Source organism: Zobellella endophytica, from assembly GCF_003012775.1.
GTDB lineage: Bacteria > Pseudomonadota > Gammaproteobacteria > Enterobacterales > Aeromonadaceae > Oceanimonas > Oceanimonas endophytica.
The window spans coordinates 713,803-728,154 of the sequence record NZ_PXYG01000001.1 but is presented as its reverse complement, the minus strand read 5'-3'; the positions used below and the strand labels follow the sequence as shown (position 1 = coordinate 728,154).

The 14,352-nt window shown below is 55.9% G+C and carries 20 protein-coding genes; 6 read left to right on the top strand and 14 right to left on the bottom strand.

Annotated elements, in window-relative coordinates; genetic code table 11:
- Positions 1-58: 58 nt before the first annotated feature.
- The 9 genes from C7H85_RS03255 to C7H85_RS03225 all read right to left on the bottom strand — a co-directional run bounded on the left by C7H85_RS03255 (position 59) and on the right by C7H85_RS03225 (position 6,173).
- Positions 59-1,273 carry a type II secretion system protein GspD gene (locus C7H85_RS03255; RefSeq protein WP_106728258.1) on the bottom strand — a complete coding sequence of 405 codons (1,215 nt, stop codon included), beginning with the start codon at positions 1,271-1,273 and terminating at the stop codon, positions 59-61.
- Positions 1,167-2,243 carry a zonular occludens toxin domain-containing protein gene (locus tag C7H85_RS03250; RefSeq protein ID WP_106728257.1) on the bottom strand — a complete coding sequence of 359 codons (1,077 nt, stop codon included), beginning with the start codon at positions 2,241-2,243 and terminating at the stop codon, positions 1,167-1,169. The genes C7H85_RS03255 and C7H85_RS03250 overlap by 107 nt, the downstream gene beginning before the upstream one ends.
- Positions 2,240-2,536, bottom strand: a complete 297-nt coding sequence (locus C7H85_RS03245) for a DUF2523 domain-containing protein (protein WP_106728256.1) — start codon at positions 2,534-2,536, stop codon at positions 2,240-2,242. The genes C7H85_RS03250 and C7H85_RS03245 overlap by 4 nt, the downstream gene beginning before the upstream one ends.
- Before the next feature lie 9 nt (positions 2,537-2,545).
- Positions 2,546-3,784, bottom strand: coding sequence for a virulence factor TspB C-terminal domain-related protein (locus tag C7H85_RS19460; protein WP_146140405.1), 1,239 nt, complete (start codon positions 3,782-3,784; stop codon positions 2,546-2,548).
- An 82-nt stretch (positions 3,785-3,866) separates the two neighbouring features.
- Positions 3,867-4,007, bottom strand: coding sequence for a major capsid protein (locus tag C7H85_RS19695; RefSeq protein WP_158260056.1), 141 nt, complete (start codon positions 4,005-4,007; stop codon positions 3,867-3,869).
- A 180-nt stretch (positions 4,008-4,187) separates the two neighbouring features.
- Positions 4,188-4,496 carry a hypothetical protein gene (locus C7H85_RS03240; RefSeq protein ID WP_106728255.1) on the bottom strand — a complete coding sequence of 103 codons (309 nt, stop codon included), beginning with the start codon at positions 4,494-4,496 and terminating at the stop codon, positions 4,188-4,190.
- A gap of 15 nt (positions 4,497-4,511) precedes the next feature.
- Positions 4,512-5,726 (bottom strand): replication initiation factor domain-containing protein, encoded by a 1,215-nt coding sequence (locus C7H85_RS03235; protein WP_158260055.1) that lies wholly within the window; start codon positions 5,724-5,726, stop codon positions 4,512-4,514.
- Positions 5,719-5,925, bottom strand: coding sequence for a hypothetical protein (locus C7H85_RS03230; RefSeq protein WP_106728253.1), 207 nt, complete (start codon positions 5,923-5,925; stop codon positions 5,719-5,721). Before C7H85_RS03230 ends, C7H85_RS03235 begins: the two co-directional genes overlap by 8 nt.
- A gap of 14 nt (positions 5,926-5,939) precedes the next feature.
- Positions 5,940-6,173 (bottom strand): hypothetical protein, encoded by a 234-nt coding sequence (locus C7H85_RS03225; RefSeq protein WP_106728252.1) that lies wholly within the window; start codon positions 6,171-6,173, stop codon positions 5,940-5,942.
- A 122-nt stretch (positions 6,174-6,295) separates the two neighbouring features.
- On the opposite strand from C7H85_RS03225, the gene C7H85_RS03220 reads away from it, so the two are divergent.
- The 4 genes from C7H85_RS03220 (at position 6,296) to C7H85_RS03205 (ending at position 7,714) form a co-directional block, all read left to right on the top strand.
- The gene (locus C7H85_RS03220) at positions 6,296-6,628 is read left to right on the top strand and encodes a helix-turn-helix domain-containing protein (RefSeq protein ID WP_106728251.1); all 333 of its coding nucleotides are present in this window, start codon (positions 6,296-6,298) and stop codon (positions 6,626-6,628) included.
- A gap of 243 nt (positions 6,629-6,871) precedes the next feature.
- On the top strand, positions 6,872-7,147 hold the full coding sequence (locus tag C7H85_RS03215; protein ID WP_106728250.1) for a putative DNA binding domain-containing protein: 276 nt from the start codon (positions 6,872-6,874) through the stop codon (positions 7,145-7,147).
- On the top strand, positions 7,144-7,398 hold the full coding sequence (locus tag C7H85_RS03210; RefSeq protein WP_146140404.1) for a hypothetical protein: 255 nt from the start codon (positions 7,144-7,146) through the stop codon (positions 7,396-7,398). The genes C7H85_RS03215 and C7H85_RS03210 overlap by 4 nt, the downstream gene beginning before the upstream one ends.
- Positions 7,399-7,411: 13 nt before the next feature.
- Positions 7,412-7,714, top strand: coding sequence for an MTH1187 family thiamine-binding protein (locus C7H85_RS03205; RefSeq protein WP_106728248.1), 303 nt, complete (start codon positions 7,412-7,414; stop codon positions 7,712-7,714).
- Positions 7,715-7,770: 56 nt separating this feature from the next.
- Here the strand turns inward: C7H85_RS03205 and C7H85_RS03200 are convergent, their stop codons facing one another.
- From C7H85_RS03200 to C7H85_RS03185, 4 genes are all read right to left on the bottom strand, one after another.
- Complete coding sequence (locus tag C7H85_RS03200; RefSeq protein WP_106728247.1) at positions 7,771-8,889, bottom strand: CapA family protein; 1,119 nt, start codon at positions 8,887-8,889, stop codon at positions 7,771-7,773.
- A 111-nt stretch (positions 8,890-9,000) separates the two neighbouring features.
- Positions 9,001-9,492: a Fic family protein gene (locus C7H85_RS03195; protein WP_245879548.1), complete on the bottom strand. Its 492-nt coding sequence runs from the start codon at positions 9,490-9,492 to the stop codon at positions 9,001-9,003.
- A gap of 130 nt (positions 9,493-9,622) precedes the next feature.
- Positions 9,623-10,678: an MJ1255/VC2487 family glycosyltransferase gene (locus C7H85_RS03190; RefSeq protein ID WP_106728246.1), complete on the bottom strand. Its 1,056-nt coding sequence runs from the start codon at positions 10,676-10,678 to the stop codon at positions 9,623-9,625.
- A gap of 13 nt (positions 10,679-10,691) precedes the next feature.
- Positions 10,692-11,207, bottom strand: a complete 516-nt coding sequence (locus C7H85_RS03185) for a phosphatase PAP2 family protein (protein ID WP_106728245.1) — start codon at positions 11,205-11,207, stop codon at positions 10,692-10,694.
- A gap of 178 nt (positions 11,208-11,385) precedes the next feature.
- Here C7H85_RS03185 and C7H85_RS03180 point away from each other — a divergent pair, with 178 nt between their 5' ends.
- Together C7H85_RS03180 and fabA are read left to right on the top strand one after the other, a co-directional pair.
- Positions 11,386-13,344, top strand: a complete 1,959-nt coding sequence (locus C7H85_RS03180; RefSeq protein WP_106728244.1) for a Lon protease family protein — start codon at positions 11,386-11,388, stop codon at positions 13,342-13,344.
- A gap of 92 nt (positions 13,345-13,436) precedes the next feature.
- Complete coding sequence (gene fabA, locus C7H85_RS03175) at positions 13,437-13,967, top strand: 3-hydroxyacyl-[acyl-carrier-protein] dehydratase FabA (RefSeq protein WP_106728243.1); 531 nt, start codon at positions 13,437-13,439, stop codon at positions 13,965-13,967.
- Between the two features lie 63 nt (positions 13,968-14,030).
- Here the strand turns inward: fabA and rmf are convergent, their stop codons facing one another.
- Positions 14,031-14,207 (bottom strand): ribosome modulation factor, encoded by a 177-nt coding sequence (gene rmf / locus C7H85_RS03170; protein ID WP_094038823.1) that lies wholly within the window; start codon positions 14,205-14,207, stop codon positions 14,031-14,033.
- Positions 14,208-14,352 lie beyond the last annotated feature (145 nt).

The window sequence follows — 14,352 nt, the reverse complement described above, 5'->3', positions numbered from 1 at the left end:
GAAGGCAGGTTAGCCAGCCGAGACGCCCGGCCGCAAGCGTCCGCATCCCCCCGGCTGGCTAAACCGGCTCGATGCGCAGCATAACGGATATTTCGCGCCGGTCGGCATTATCGAGATCACCCCGGAACGCCCGACCGATGATAGGGATGGAGCGCAGCACCGGCACTCCCTGACTCGATTTTTCCATGTAGTAGTCAATCAGGCCACCTAACACCACGGTCTGGCCTTCCCGCAAGGTGATCGTGGTATCAATCGCCCTGGTACTGATAATCGCCCCGAATTGGTTTGTCACTTCATCGACTCGACTCACATCAGTTTTCACCGTCACATGGATACGACCGCCGGAAAGCTGTACTGGCAGCACATCAAGGATCACCCCCACGTCACGCCGCTCTATACTGGCTCCCTGCTCTACAGTGGCCGCCCTGACCACGATAGGCACATTATTACCCACGTGGATGCGTGCCCCGGTACCAGCATCGACGGCCAGCATGGGCTGACTGACCATTGACACCCCCGATTCACGCGCAAGAAAGCGGCCAAACAGCGAGAAGTCATCAAAGTTCGCTTGTACGCTGGCGTTGCCCAAATCTATTTTGATGTCCGGTTGTGGATTCCATACAACACCTGAGCGCGAACCACTGTAACCAAATTTGGCGCCCAACTCCCGGGCGCTAATACTGCTCGTTTCAACGATATAAGCTCTGACCACATACTGGGGCACATCGGCAGCAAACATACCAACCACCGCTTGAACGGCATCCTTGATGAAAACCGGGCAGTTGGCATGCACCGCTAGCGGCGACGCGGTGACAAACGAACAGGGCGCCCCGTGGACCTCATTTAACCACGCAAACAGCTTATCGAGATCATCGGCAAGCGTCGGCCTTGGATAGTCCAGCCGCACCGGGAACATGCTGTAATCAGGTCGGGCATCTTCATCAAAAGGGTAGATATAAACCACATTGCCCACGGTCTGAATAAAAAGCCCATTGGCTTTAATCACTGCATCCAGCACATCGACGATATTATCTTCAGGATCTATGCCGTATACCCTGGCATTTATATCTAACCCTGAATGTAAAACCACATTACGACCAAGAGCCATACCCACTAAATCCGAAAACACATCAAGCGTCATCGGCTGGCCATCGGTCTCAATGGCCTTAACGGCAGATACGCCGCTCACCAACAAAGATACAGCGATTGCCAACAGGAACCGAGTCAGCCGGCGAACCAGCAGGCGCTTGAGTGTTTGCATGATCATTTTCATTAACCTCTATTGTGGTTTCATTCGCAAAAACTTCTTTGAACCCCATATTCCAGAAGACATAGCCAGCACCGCCAAGGCCAATCAGCAGCATCAATATGCTTGGAATTATCTTTTTATAAAAGTCCGGCACAATACGCTTATGCGTATGGATTTCGGCTGAATAATAAGAGCCATAAAATTTCTTATCCCTTGGGTGATAAGTTAAATTCAAACAATCTTTCAGGCTTGATTCATTTTCCACATCCATCAACTTGGCCGACTGATAACGCACGACCTTTTCACCGTTATCAGGGTTGTGAAAATGAATATGACGCCCAGTCACTGAACGAATCTGAGAATCAACCAATTTCGGCTGTTGCGTAATCAAGTGAAGGTCAAAACCTGAATGGCGATGCACGTTCATTTTACTGATATGCTCCGGCACTTTCGAACCCACCGAACGAGGCGGAAAGAATTCCTGAGCTTCGTCGATAATAATCACTGAACCATAAGGCAGCTTATGCCAATCATGCGGATTTTTCATCTTGTGCCAATGCAGATGAAACCGCTTGAGCCTGTCCTTATTGGCCTTGAAGCCAAAGTGCTCGCAGGCATCAAGGAAGCGCCTCAGCTCAGCGGTTTTCTGCTCTGGATACAGCTTTAGAACCCAGTCGACCCACGTTTGATAAACTTCGCCCTGACGCCAGTAGCAGACCAGAAAAGGCAAATCATCCTCAGTCACCACCCGGCTCTGCTTGTGCACGACACGCACAATAGGGATCACACGCTCAAGATCTGCATCACCAGCAGTTGGCAACCAAGAGCCGTAGAACCAACCAGAAAACGACGCCGCGAAATCAATATCGAGCATGAGCGCCTTGACATTGTAGTAATACACCGGACGACCGGAATAATCTAAATCCTCAACCACCTCTTTTACTGTATTAAGTGACTTAGACGCGCCTGGAAACCCCGTTATTAACCTAATCATTTTGCCGCCCTAAAACTCATTATCTTTTCATCGGTAAAATCCATTGCAAACCGTGTGGCTACAGCTGACATCAATATGGACAACGCTTCATCAAGACCACCTAGTGCCATAATTTGCAATATATGCCCGGGTATCCCTGCCCAATAACCTTGGCTAAGTTCAATCAAACCTTGGGATAATGCAGCAACACCAGTGTACACAACAAAGAAAGCACCCGCAGAAACGAGGAACCTAGTAATAGACTCACCGACAAAGGTCAGCAATCCCAACAGTATGGCGCTTACAAATGGCATATGACCCTCTTATCGGTAACGACTACGCATGACAATAAAGGCAAAGGCGATCCAAGCAATCAAAAGAATGGCCGGCCTTACATATTCGGCAAAATCACAAAACGGCTGATAAGTGAATGAAAGCACTTCGCCCAAGATGACCGCATTAACATCAGGCGGGCAAGTTGCGTGAGAGTCAAAAATATTCAAATCCACTTTATCCATCACAAATTCATTTATATCAAATGAATCCGTAGGGATTTCAGTAGAACCACCGGGAATCTCTGGAATACTAACATTATTTAAAGATTCACTGATTACATTAGTTTGATTATTCACTGCAGAAATAATACCTGAATCATCAAACCATTCACCTGATTCTATTGACTCTCTCAATTCATTAATAGCCATATCATTGGAGTAAAAATTATCGTTCATTTCAGAATAAACATCACCAAGACTATCACTAACACTGGCCGCTAATTCATACGCACCATCAGTATGTCTATAAACACCATCAATCATAGCGTCAACATGACCATAAATCTCATCACGCGACGGCGCAGAATAAGCAACATCAGCCACATCCCCCACATAAGAATAAATATCTGAGACCTGTTGATTAATCGAACCATAAACATCTGAAATCTGTCGATTAATTGATTGATTAACAGCAGAAAGTTCACTTGAAAAATCAGATGAAATCGAATCCAAATCAGATTCTAATAACTGAACTTTTGTTAATGCGGAATCAGCTTTAAAAAAAGCACCATTCGCAGAAATAGTGGCCGTCATAGAATTAAAGCTAGAAGATCTAACCTTTGAACTCAACAGATCAATGTCATATAAAACCCCCTCTCTAAAATAAGTAAGATAATCTCTAATTTGACCGAGATTACGCTTAACAGACTCATATCCGGCTACATAGACACCATCAATTGAATAAACTGAAAGACTATCCCTAATCCCGAAATCATCAGGAGACGGCAAATCACTAAGACCATGATCCTCGGAGCCTGAACCTTCAGAACCTGAATCTCCACCAGATCCACAAATATTGCCGTTGGTATAAACAGCCATCTGGCCATTTACACCAATACAACCCGGCTCCCGACAAGAAGCCTCGCAAAGATCAGCCAGGCAAACCGGCATTGCTGTTGTGTCAGACACATAAAATAAGGCGTTAGGGGGGCAAATTATCGGTTCATCGGCTAACGCCAAATTAGATAGACACAGGACAAAAAGACCAAGTAACCAACGAGCATCCATAAGCCATCACCATCGAGAATAAGCATGTTCGACCCTTAGATCTAAAAAGGGGGCCGCAGCCCCCTGTTTAACCGAGCCGATATTAACGGCTAACCACGCCCTGGATTTTACGCCAGACGAAGACGAGGCCGTTAATGCCCATTTTTGCCGCACCAATAGCGGCGACAGCAGCAGTCAGCAGACCAATAGCGGTCAGAGCTTGCGCGGTATCGATGGCTTCCATATTTTCACCTTCCAGTAAAGTTTGATAACAAATTGAGGCCACCAGCAACGCATATCATTGTTGCCAGCGCCGCCACAATCGCAGTAGAACCGGCCATGAGGCCGGAAAGAAAATACACCTCGACGGCTTGCGGGTTCTGGCATACGCCATCAATCACAGCGTCACAGGCGTACAACACCATTACACAGCATCCCACCCGGTAACGACGTTACGGCTCGGGTTTTCCGGATCCGCTTCCAAGAGAAGCTTGACCGGCTGCATAAACGGAATACTTTTCAGGGTTTCGATAGTCTCGGGCGTATTGAGCACACCCAAATCACGAGTATCAAACCCGTAATTGGTAATATTGGTTTCTTCCTTAGCGATTGATTTAGCTGGCACCAAATAAGTGAGCTGAGCAAAATCATACGGTTTAGGAATGCCAGTTTTTCGGCTAATACCTGAACCTTTGGTAACAGAAATTACGGCCATCACTTGCATAGTAGACATATCAAAATCCTCTTTTTAAAATGCTGGCTCAATTGTGCCGTTGGTAGATAACAACTCATAATTGACCGGTCGCTTTAATCGCGCCGGTATATCGTCAATACCCAAATGGGAGGTAAGACGGTGACAAATGTCACCCGGGCTTATCCCTTCCCAACGAGCGAGATAATTAATCAGCCGTCCGGCCTGAATGGCGGCAGCTTCGATTGACCGTTGACGGTCAACCCTGAACAGGTTTTTAAACGTCCTTATACGCTCAGGCTCCACCTGCTCGACCAATCCGGCAAGGGCAGGATAGGCCCCGGCAAAATACGCATCCGGGTTAAGCAGCACATCAAGCGGAATCTCCCGGTCTTTCGAGCGGATCTCGACTTCAGCCCGTTGCCATTCCGGATGTTCCTGGGACTGCATTTGCCGGCCTTTTTCATAGGCCCGGAACACCTTGCCGGACTCCCGAGCACCGACATAAAAGGAGCAACCCAAATCCGGCACCATGCCGTAACGCTTTTTGGCGGCTTTAGGGTCAATCAGATTGATATGGCCGGACTCGATATAGGTGTACTTGGGCGGACGGCCACGACCGCTAAACAGCCCTTCGAGCGCCATTTCACGAAAACGGGCAGCCGAGAACGCCACTCCCTCGTAATCGTCCAGCGCCAAATCCACCCGGGTGATCTTGAAGCCCGGCAGCCGCTGAACAATCCCGTGCAGACGAGCAAAGTCAATAGCCACACAACCGGCGCCACTAATGGACACCAGACAGCCGCCGTTTTCCGCACCCCAGGCGACGACACCGGCGTTAGCAGCGTCGATTTTGAGTGTAGCCGAGCGGCTATAGCCGTACATGCCGCCCTGGCGGGCCTCATAGCTGAAACGAGCAACGCCCGTGGGGCTCAGTTCCTCATTGAGTTCCTGAACAAACGCCTCGACCTCAGCGCAGCACAGGGCATCGAGCAGTTGAACCCCGTAATGGTGCACAATATCGTTATAGGCGTCGTTATAGTCGACCCCGGCGGCGATACACTCAGCCGAGCCCATGGCCTCATCGAGCATATCGGCCATCTCAGCCATGAATGCCCGGTTCAGCTCCGAATCAGCGCCCGAAAACCGCTCTACACCCACCGGGCGAGGGGTCTTAATGATGGCCCCGGTACGGGCAAGTCTTTTCATCCTGACCAGCGACTCAGGCGACCACGTGAACGACAGGTAATCGTGAATGACCCGGTTAGCCATGGCGGAAGGCCCCCGCATCATGCAGTTCCTGCCAGTTGTCCGGCGTCACCTCGACCAGCTCGTAATCATCGAATTCAAAGGCCAGATGCTGGCGAAGGCGGCTCATGCTAGGGAAGAAATCCACATCACCACAGATGCAGGCGGAGACCCAGCCTGGGCCAAATTCCGGTTGTTCCTGCCAGTAGATGGTGACGGTCATGGCGGTGGCTCCGATTACAGGCTAGTGATCTGCACGGAGCAGATGCGGGCGAACAGCGCGAATTGACGTTCGGCCTGTTTGTCCAGGGCCAGCCAACGTTCATAGGCAGCACCCACCAGCTCAGACTCAACCATGCCCAACAACGCGCGATACTCAGCCAGCGCCAACTGAGCCGCAGCAGACAAGGTCCGCGCAGTGCGCAGTACATCGAGATCGTTTTCTGACAAATTCAGGGTGATGGTGGACATAATTAGTTCGCCTATTATCGAATTAAGAGCATGTTAGTTCGTCATTTACCGAACAACAAGACAGGTAATTTGATAACTAGCGAACTAGAATCAGGGGGATTGACTTTGGAGGAAAACAAAAAATGTATTCGAAAACACTGATAAACGAGCTAATGAAAGCCAAAAAATACAACCTTCAGAAGCAAGTAGCAGCAGAGCTAGGGCTAAGCAGACCTTACATTTCAGAAATCTACAGCGGACAAAGAGAATTCACCGACGAAACAGCGACTTACATTGCAAAAGAGGTGGGGCTAGACCCAAGCGAAGTGCTACTTGAACTTGCCAGGGCGAGAGCCAAGTCAGACACCACAAAAGCGGTCTGGGACAAGCTGTTGAAGGAGCACCGCAACAGCCTGCATGCCGCGTCCGTGCTGGGTTTCATGTTCTTAAGCAATGGCCTCTATTACTGCGCATAATGTATATTATGTTAAATAATAAGTTATAAGGCTCAAGACACCCTGGCTCTACTGCCCGGTTTTAAAGATTTATCGGTACCGTTACTTTGCCCGCAGGGTGTCATGCACCCGGTGCCGAGGGCGATTGGTGGGAAAGCGATGTTGGGGCGGCCATGGCATCTCACGCTGGTTACGTTTGGAGCTTTAATATTAGAACCTGTTCAACACGTTGATGATCAAACCACCATTTAGACCGGGGATTTTATGGATATTGAATTCCTCCGGGATACCAGCCTCGCCGCTGCAGATGCGATGGAAACAGGTGGTTCAATAGGTGGTCAGATAGGTGGTCAAATGCTGGAACTCACCGGACGACAGCGGGACGTACTGGTCCTGATTCAGGAAAACCCGCCCATTACTCGTCAAGCGCGGGCCGATAAGCTGAACATCAATGCCTCGGCCGTTCAGAATAAATTGAAAGAAGCCGGCGCCATTGAACGGATTGGCGGTACTCGCGGTTATTGGAAGGTAAAGATATGAGAATGATTCTTACAATTTGGCTGACCGAACAGCCGCAGGCTCAGCTTGCCGAGAGTGATCGCCTAGAAGTGGGCACCCATGGGAGTTCTACTTTTTCCCCTGCCCTCATTACTAACAGCACCCTGGCGCAGATGCAATGGAACCCTATGACCACAATGCACTGGCCAACGCAAATTCCCCATCTGGCCCTTGTGGCCTGCGCGCGTTTTGGCTCGAATGGCGGAATGATTCAACTTACCGATTCATTCTAACCAAGGAGCCGTTATGTTCGTACTGATGGATATCATGGTCTCGCCCGGTGGCGTTGGCGTGTCGGTGTCGCCTTATGTGGCCATGTGCCAGCAAATCTTTGAGGATGCCGGTCTGGTTCACACCATGCACGGCTACGGCACCAATGTGGAAGGCGAATGGGATGAGGTGATGGCGGCGGTCAAGCGCTGCCACGAGGTGCTGCACGATGCCGGCGCCGTGCGCATTACCAGCCATATCAAGCTGGGCACCCGCAACGACCGGGCGCAGACCATGGCCGATAAGGTCGCCAGCGTGCAACAAAAGCTGGGCGGCTAGCCGGGGTCTTCACCGGCTGCGGCGAAAAGGCCCAAGACTCGGCGCTTTGCCCGTCTTTAATCCAGGTTCAGCGTCAGGCTGCCGTCCGGCTGGAGGCTGAACCTGGTGCCGGTACGTTTGCCTTCCCGGTTCATTCGCTGCGCCAGCCAGGCAGCGTCTGCGGGCCGGGCCCGGCACAGCCGGAACCGGTTCAGCTGCAGCGGCACCAGGCGCAGCGACTGCAAACGACCGCTGTCCCGCTCCAGCACCGGAAAGAACATCACCACCAGATCGGGCCGGTATTGTTCGTAACCGTGGATGCCCTCGTAGTCGTTGATAAAGTCGCCGCAGCCGTAGAGGATGAGCCGCTCCCGGTACAGCTCCAGCCCCAGCACATGGTGGGACGAATGGCCGTGCACCAGGTCGACCCCGGCCTCGTCGATCAGGGCCCGGGCGAAATCGCGGTGAGCGGCCGGTATGGCGTAACCCCAGTTAGGGCCCCAGTGGATCGACACCAGCACCCGGTCCCCTGGCCGTTGCCAGCGCCGGATCAGGGCCTTGAGCTCATCGAGTGCCGGCGCCGTCAGCGCCGGCAAAAAGAATACCCCAGGTCGGTTGACGCCGGCCGCCCAGCTTTCCGGCACGCCGCTGGAGGCCAGGGCCAGGGCGAAGATCAGCAGGCGCCCGCCCTCCCCGGGTCCGAGTTCGATCCTGGCCGGCGCCCTGGCCTCGGCGAGATCCCTGCCGGCACCGGCGGTGCGGATGCCCTGTCGCTCCAGCCCGGCCAGGGTGTCGAGCAGCCCCCGCCGGCCCCAGTCCAGCACATGGTTGTTGGCCAGGGCACAGACGTCGATGCCGGCGGCGCCGAGGACGGGCAGGTTGGCCGGATGCATGCGGTAGTTGATGCCCTTGGGCTGCCAGTCTTCGCTGGTGGTGATGCTGGTTTCCAGGTTGATCACCCGCACCGCAGGCCCGACCCGCGCCAGCTCGGCCAGGGCGTCGCCCCAGATATAGGTAAAATCCACCGGTCGTGATATCGGCCCTCGCCGTCGCTCGGCCAGCCTGACATAGCCGCTCGCCCGGGTCATATAGGCTTCGTGCAGCTCGTCCGGGCAGGAACGAGGCAGGATCTGGTCAATTCCTCTTCCCGTCATCACATCGCCGCACAGGAACAGGCTCAAAGTTTGTCGGGACATAGGGGCCCTTCCGGGAAAAAGAGATGCCGTACTTCTCTAGTCTGGCAAAAAAATGCGCATAAGCCGCTTAGCATTTAACATAACACCATTGGTTGCGCATTTATGGCTGCTTTATCCGATAACGGGTGCTGCGGCCTCCGCCCGGCAGTTTCTCCAGGCAACCCTTGCCGAGCAGATCGGCCGGGTGGCGGTGGCCTTGCTGACCTTGGCCACTTTCTGATACTGGGCCGCGCTGATCCCCTGCTCGAAGCCCTTGTCACCGCCATCCAACAGCCGGTTCAGCACCTTGGTCTGCTCCGGCACCAGGCCAGCCGCCTGGTATTGTCGCCAGAAACGGCTCTTCACCAGGATGCGTTCTATTTGCGCCAACGCCTGCTGCAGGGTGGCGTCCAGGGTATCCATAAACCACAGTAGCCAGGGGGTGATGTCCAGCCCTCCCCGCTGGGTCTGTTCCAGCGGCCGGTAATAATCGGCCCGGCGCTCGAGAATGGCCACCGACATGGCATAAAGCCGGATGCCCTGGCTATCGTCCTGGGCCTGGGCCATGTCGGTCAGGGCGCGGCTGATGCGGCCATTGCCATCGTCGAAGGGATGCAGGGTCACCAACCACAGGTGACATTCGGCTCACCCGTGCCAGCTGCCCCGAGACCCCGGTGGGAGATTTACCCTGCCCCTATCCGGACCGGCTGGCCCGCAACAATGTGGTCAGGCTGGCCGGCTTTCGCCGCCGCGGTCAATTCCCGGACAGGGTGCAGTAATCGGGAAAGCGCACCTGCCGCCAGAGGCTATCGCACAGGGGCGCCGGATCCCGCCAGTCGCCGGCCAGCAGCCAGTCCACCAGGGGAGCGGCCACCTCGGGGTAGTGCACCGGTTGGGCCGGGGGCAGGCTCAGCCAGTCGGCCACCGCCTGCCGCTCGAGCCGGTACATCACGCGGGCCAGCTTCATCTGTTGCAGCGTCAGCACATTGGACTGTTGCTCGAACTGACCCAGCACCGGCTTGACCAGCAGTTTCTTGCCCAGCGCCAGGGCCTCCGAAGGCAGTTCGAACCCGCCGTTGGCAATCACCCCGGACGCCTGTTGCAGATCCTGCTGAAAGCCGTCCCGGGACGGCGGCCGCCAGCGGATGTGGGACGCCTGCGGCGCCGTCACCGCAGCGGGGTGATAACAATGAAACCGGGTATCGCCGAACGGATGCAGCAGGGCCGCAATCTCGTCCGGGCTTTCGAACGGCAGATACACCAGGATGTGCCGACCGGCATCGGTCGGTGCCGCCGGGTGGGTTTCGATCAGCGGCGGCAGCAGCTGCCGGCCGAAGTGGTACCAGTGCACGCCCAGCGGCTGCCGAGTGGGGGCAAAGTGGCGGATGATACGGCGGGCGACCGGAGTTTCTCCCGCCTTGGGGATGGGGCTTAAAAAGGCGGCCTGGTGGCTGATGCCGACACTGGGCACCCCTGCCCGCCTGGCCGCCCAGGCCGAGACCGGCTCGAAGTCGTTGATCAGCAGGTCATAGTTCGTTATCTGCAGCTGGCGGATATCCCGCAGCAATTGCAGCGGGCGGCTGTTGCGCAGGGTTTTGCCGACGCTAATCCGGCCCCGTTCGGTGACGAAGGTCAGCCCGGGGCGGGTCGTAAAGTCCCCGAAGGCGGCCATGTCGAAATAGGCGGAGGGCGCGCGGCCCGAGAAGATAAAGTCGACCTCGAGGCGGCGGCGGGCGAACTCCGCCGCCATCACCCGGGCCCGGGTGATGTGACCGTTGCCGGTGCCCTGCACCCCATAGAGAATGCGCATGCTGTCTCCCTGTTCAGTAAAGGGCCACCAGGCCCGCAACCCCCGCGCCCAGCAGCACGCCGGCCAGGATATCGGAGGGAAAATGCACCCCCAGCCAGACCCGGGACCAGCCTACCACCAGTGCCCAGGGCAGGGCCGGCAGCGCCCACTGGCCAAAGTGCACCAGGGCCAGGGTCAGCACCAGAAAAGCCGCGGCGGTATGGCCGGAGGGCATGCTGAATTTGTCGGAAGGCTCGATATAGGCGCGGGTGTCGGGCAGGGCCATCATCGGCCGGCAACGGCGGCAGGTATGCTTCAGGCTCAGGTAAAGGGGCAGCTCCAGGGCAAAAGCAAACAGCAGGTCAGCCACATAGGCTTGCAGTTGCTCCTGCTGGCTCAACCAGAACGCCAGCCCCAGCAGTACATAAGGGGGACCATCCCCGGTGCGGGAAATCCAGCGGGCCAGCCAGGCCCGTTGCTGCCAGTAGCGGCTGGCCTGGCTCTTACGGAACAGCTGGTGATCCCAGCGCGTTAGCAATGTCCATCCCATCGGCTTTCCTCCTCGCTCCGGCGGCAGAATAAGCCGGGGGCATGACAAGAGCATGACCGCCGCTTGACCGCAGGATGACAGCGCCCCGAATTAAGACACAGTTTTTTGCGCCGAGACTCGACCTGCCCGCCGGCTCAAGTATACTGGCAACAATTTACTTAAGTTGATGAGTTTTCGAGTGCAATCACTGAGCCCTGCCGAGCTGAATCCCGTTTTCGAACTCCCCGCCCTGACCACCCTGAACGACTGTCCGCCATTGGCGTTCAGTGCGCTGCAAGCCCGGGTGGATTCCGCCTTCGCGACCCTCTCCGGCTTGAATTCGGTCAATCCGGTGCTGCTGCTCAACGGCTTTCCGGGGGTGGATTATGAAGAGCTGGTGCAGGATCTGGTCAAGCAGCATGCCAACCATGCGGATTTGTTCGATCTCTGCTACGCCGAAAACCTGCATCATCCGCAAAAGCCGATCTGGCTCAAGCTCAAGGCCGGCTCCGGCATCGAGTTCTGTGAGCTGGTCGGCCAGTTGCTGGAGCTGTCTTCCCGCCACCTGGAAGCGGAGCACGTCGTCGAACGGATCCTGAAAAAACAGGGCCAGGATGAAAAGATTGCCGACTACCTGTCGTTGCTGTCCCAGCACGTGGCCGCCGGCCAGGGCTTCAGCCATCCCATCCTGATCAATCTGATGGTGCACCGCTACGACGAGACCATTCCCATCGTCTATGCCCGCCAGTTCAGTCCCGAACAGCTGTTTGGCGCCATCCACTTCCAGACCGAGCAGGGCTCGGTATTCAGCCACCACCACCTGCTGGAGCCGGGTCTCATCCACCAGGCCAATGGCGGTTACCTGATCCTGCCGATCGAGGAACTGCTGGAGCAGCCTTCGGTCTGGTTCCGGCTCAAGAACGCGCTGGCCACCCGCCAGGTGGAATGGAGCCGGCCGGCGGAAATGGCCGCCTTTTACTTTCAGCCCGAGCCGCCGCCCCTCGATATTCACCTGATCCTGGTGGGTGATCGGATGTCGGTGGCCGAGCTGTACCTGCTGGACCGGGAGCTGGACACCCTCGCCTTCCTACGTGCCGACATCATTCCCGAATGGGATGCCCAGAAGGATCTGTCCGGTTACCTGGGCTACCTGGCCCATTTGCGGCAGAAGCACCGGCTGATGGACATGGACGCCGGCGCGGTGCGTCGGCTGTGCCGCTACGGCAGCCGGCTCACCGAACACCAGCACCGGTTATCGTTGGTGGAAGCCCAACTGATTGCCATGATGCAACTGGCCGAGGTGATCGCCAAGCGGGAGCAGAGCGAGCTTATCACCGAGCAGTATCTGGTGCTGGCGCAGCAGGAGCAGGACTACCGGCTCAACTTCCTGGTCGAGCATTCCGATCTGGGGGTGCGCGACGGCCAGTACCTGATGCAGACCCAGGGCCGGGAGGTGGGCCAGATCAACGGGCTGTCGGTGATCCAGATCACCGGCCATCCCTACGATTTCGGCGAGCCGGTGCGGCTCACCGCCACCGTCCACCTGGGCGATGGCGATATCGCCGACATTGAGCGCAAGGCGGAACTGGCCGGTCACATCCACGCCAAGGCGATGATGATCATCCACGGTTACCTGGCCAACCTGTTTGGCGCCGAGCACCCCTCGCCGCTCTCCGCCAACCTGGTGTTCGAGCAGTCCTATCATGAGATCGACGGTGACAGTGCCTCGCTGACCGGGCTGTGCGCCCTGCTCTCGGCCTTGGCCCAGGAGCCCATCTACCAGCACTTTGCGGTGACCGGCGCGGTGGATCAGTTCGGCAATGTCCAGCCGGTGGGCGGGGTCAACGAGAAGATAGAGGGCTTTTTCCGGCTGTGCCAGATCCAGGGGCTCACCGGCGAGCAAGGGGTGCTGATCCCGGCCAGCAACCGCCTGCAGCTCAACCTGTCCGACGAGGTGTGCGCCGCCATCGCCGCCGGCCGCTTCCATATCTATCCGGTGGCCCACGTGGAGCAAGCCATCGAGCTACTCACCGGTTGCGTCGCTGGTGATGTCGAGCAGCCCGACACCCTGTTCGGGCGCATCCGCGACCGGCTGGACGATCTCAATGGCCACACGGTGGAAAGCAGCTTTTTACGGCGTTTATTCCGTCGGCGCTAGAGATCGGACTTGTCTGGCTAACAACTGTTCGCTAAAGTGACGCCAATTTGCAAACAGGGCCCCGCTGGCCCGACCAAAACTGGAAGAGTTAGATGCCTTCACAAAAAGAACTGGGCAAACACGCCTTTACAAGAGACGAACTGCTGGCCTGTAGCCGCGGTGAACTGTTTGGCCCGGGCAACAGCCAGCTGCCCGCCCCCAACATGCTGATGATGGACCGTATCGTCCATATCAGCGATGAAGGCGGCGAGCACGGCAAGGGCGAGATCCTGGCCGAGCTGGATATCACTCCCGATCTGTGGTTCTTCGACTGCCACTTCCCCGGCGATCCTGTCATGCCCGGCTGCCTGGGTTTGGACGCCATGTGGCAGCTGGTCGGCTTCTTCCTGGGCTGGAAAGGTGGTCCGGGCAAGGGGCGTGCGCTGGGAGTGGGTGAAGTGAAATTCACCGGCCAGATCCTGCCCACCGCCAGGAAAGTCACCTATAAAATCACCCTGAAGCGGGTGATCTGGCGCAAGCTGATCATGGGTATCGCCGACGGTATCGTGGAAGTCGATGGCCGCGTGATCTACGAAGCCAAGGATCTGAAGGTCGGCCTCTTTACCGATACCTCCAGCTTCTGAACCAGCTGCAGATACGTTAAGGCCCCGGGATCCGGGGCCTTTTTTGTTGAAGGTGAAAACTGTTTACTTCATGAAGAGGCCAGAGCCTTTGTCTTCCATTGCGTCTCGCCAGCCCCCTAACCAATGTCCTTTGGCATCAAAATCATTGTAAGGGCACTGCTCTTTAGAACGACCACTGACTCCAGCTTGGTAACCGCGGGTACGCGCTCTTTCCAAACGGTCACGTTTTTGTCTCTTCATAGGTATAACCCTCATTTAATCAACAAAAAGTGCACGGCGGTTATCAACCACCGCCCCCTATGAATAGTTGAGTGCGGGGGCGAGATCAAGCGCAATTTATGAGCATAGTCCAGAATACCGGATTAGCACCTGATATTTATGAAGT

Excerpts from the sequence above, each read along its gene's own strand:
- C7H85_RS03200 (WP_106728247.1), bottom strand. The coding sequence starts at position 8,889 with ATGTCCCGACAAACTTTGAGCCTGTTCCTGTGCGGCGATGTGATGACG.
- C7H85_RS03205 (WP_106728248.1), top strand. The coding sequence starts at position 7,412 with ATGTTCGTACTGATGGATATCATGGTCTCGCCCGGTGGCGTTGGCGTG.
- C7H85_RS03230 (WP_106728253.1), bottom strand. The coding sequence starts at position 5,925 with ATGACCGTCACCATCTACTGGCAGGAACAACCGGAATTTGGCCCAGGC.
- C7H85_RS03190 (WP_106728246.1), bottom strand. The coding sequence starts at position 10,678 with ATGCGCATTCTCTATGGGGTGCAGGGCACCGGCAACGGTCACATCACC.
- rmf (WP_094038823.1), bottom strand. The coding sequence starts at position 14,207 with ATGAAGAGACAAAAACGTGACCGTTTGGAAAGAGCGCGTACCCGCGGT.
- fabA (WP_106728243.1), top strand. The coding sequence starts at position 13,437 with ATGCCTTCACAAAAAGAACTGGGCAAACACGCCTTTACAAGAGACGAA.
- C7H85_RS19695 (WP_158260056.1), bottom strand. The coding sequence starts at position 4,007 with ATGGAAGCCATCGATACCGCGCAAGCTCTGACCGCTATTGGTCTGCTG.
- C7H85_RS03185 (WP_106728245.1), bottom strand. The coding sequence starts at position 11,207 with ATGGGATGGACATTGCTAACGCGCTGGGATCACCAGCTGTTCCGTAAG.
- C7H85_RS03235 (WP_158260055.1), bottom strand. The coding sequence starts at position 5,726 with ATGGCTAACCGGGTCATTCACGATTACCTGTCGTTCACGTGGTCGCCT.
- C7H85_RS03215 (WP_106728250.1), top strand. The coding sequence starts at position 6,872 with ATGGATATTGAATTCCTCCGGGATACCAGCCTCGCCGCTGCAGATGCG.
- C7H85_RS03240 (WP_106728255.1), bottom strand. The coding sequence starts at position 4,496 with ATGTCTACTATGCAAGTGATGGCCGTAATTTCTGTTACCAAAGGTTCA.
- C7H85_RS03210 (WP_146140404.1), top strand. The coding sequence starts at position 7,144 with ATGAGAATGATTCTTACAATTTGGCTGACCGAACAGCCGCAGGCTCAG.
- C7H85_RS03225 (WP_106728252.1), bottom strand. The coding sequence starts at position 6,173 with ATGTCCACCATCACCCTGAATTTGTCAGAAAACGATCTCGATGTACTG.
- C7H85_RS03245 (WP_106728256.1), bottom strand. The coding sequence starts at position 2,536 with ATGCCATTTGTAAGCGCCATACTGTTGGGATTGCTGACCTTTGTCGGT.
- C7H85_RS03255 (WP_106728258.1), bottom strand. The coding sequence starts at position 1,273 with ATGAAAATGATCATGCAAACACTCAAGCGCCTGCTGGTTCGCCGGCTG.
- C7H85_RS03250 (WP_106728257.1), bottom strand. The coding sequence starts at position 2,243 with ATGATTAGGTTAATAACGGGGTTTCCAGGCGCGTCTAAGTCACTTAAT.
- C7H85_RS19460 (WP_146140405.1), bottom strand. The coding sequence starts at position 3,784 with ATGGATGCTCGTTGGTTACTTGGTCTTTTTGTCCTGTGTCTATCTAAT.
- C7H85_RS03220 (WP_106728251.1), top strand. The coding sequence starts at position 6,296 with ATGTATTCGAAAACACTGATAAACGAGCTAATGAAAGCCAAAAAATAC.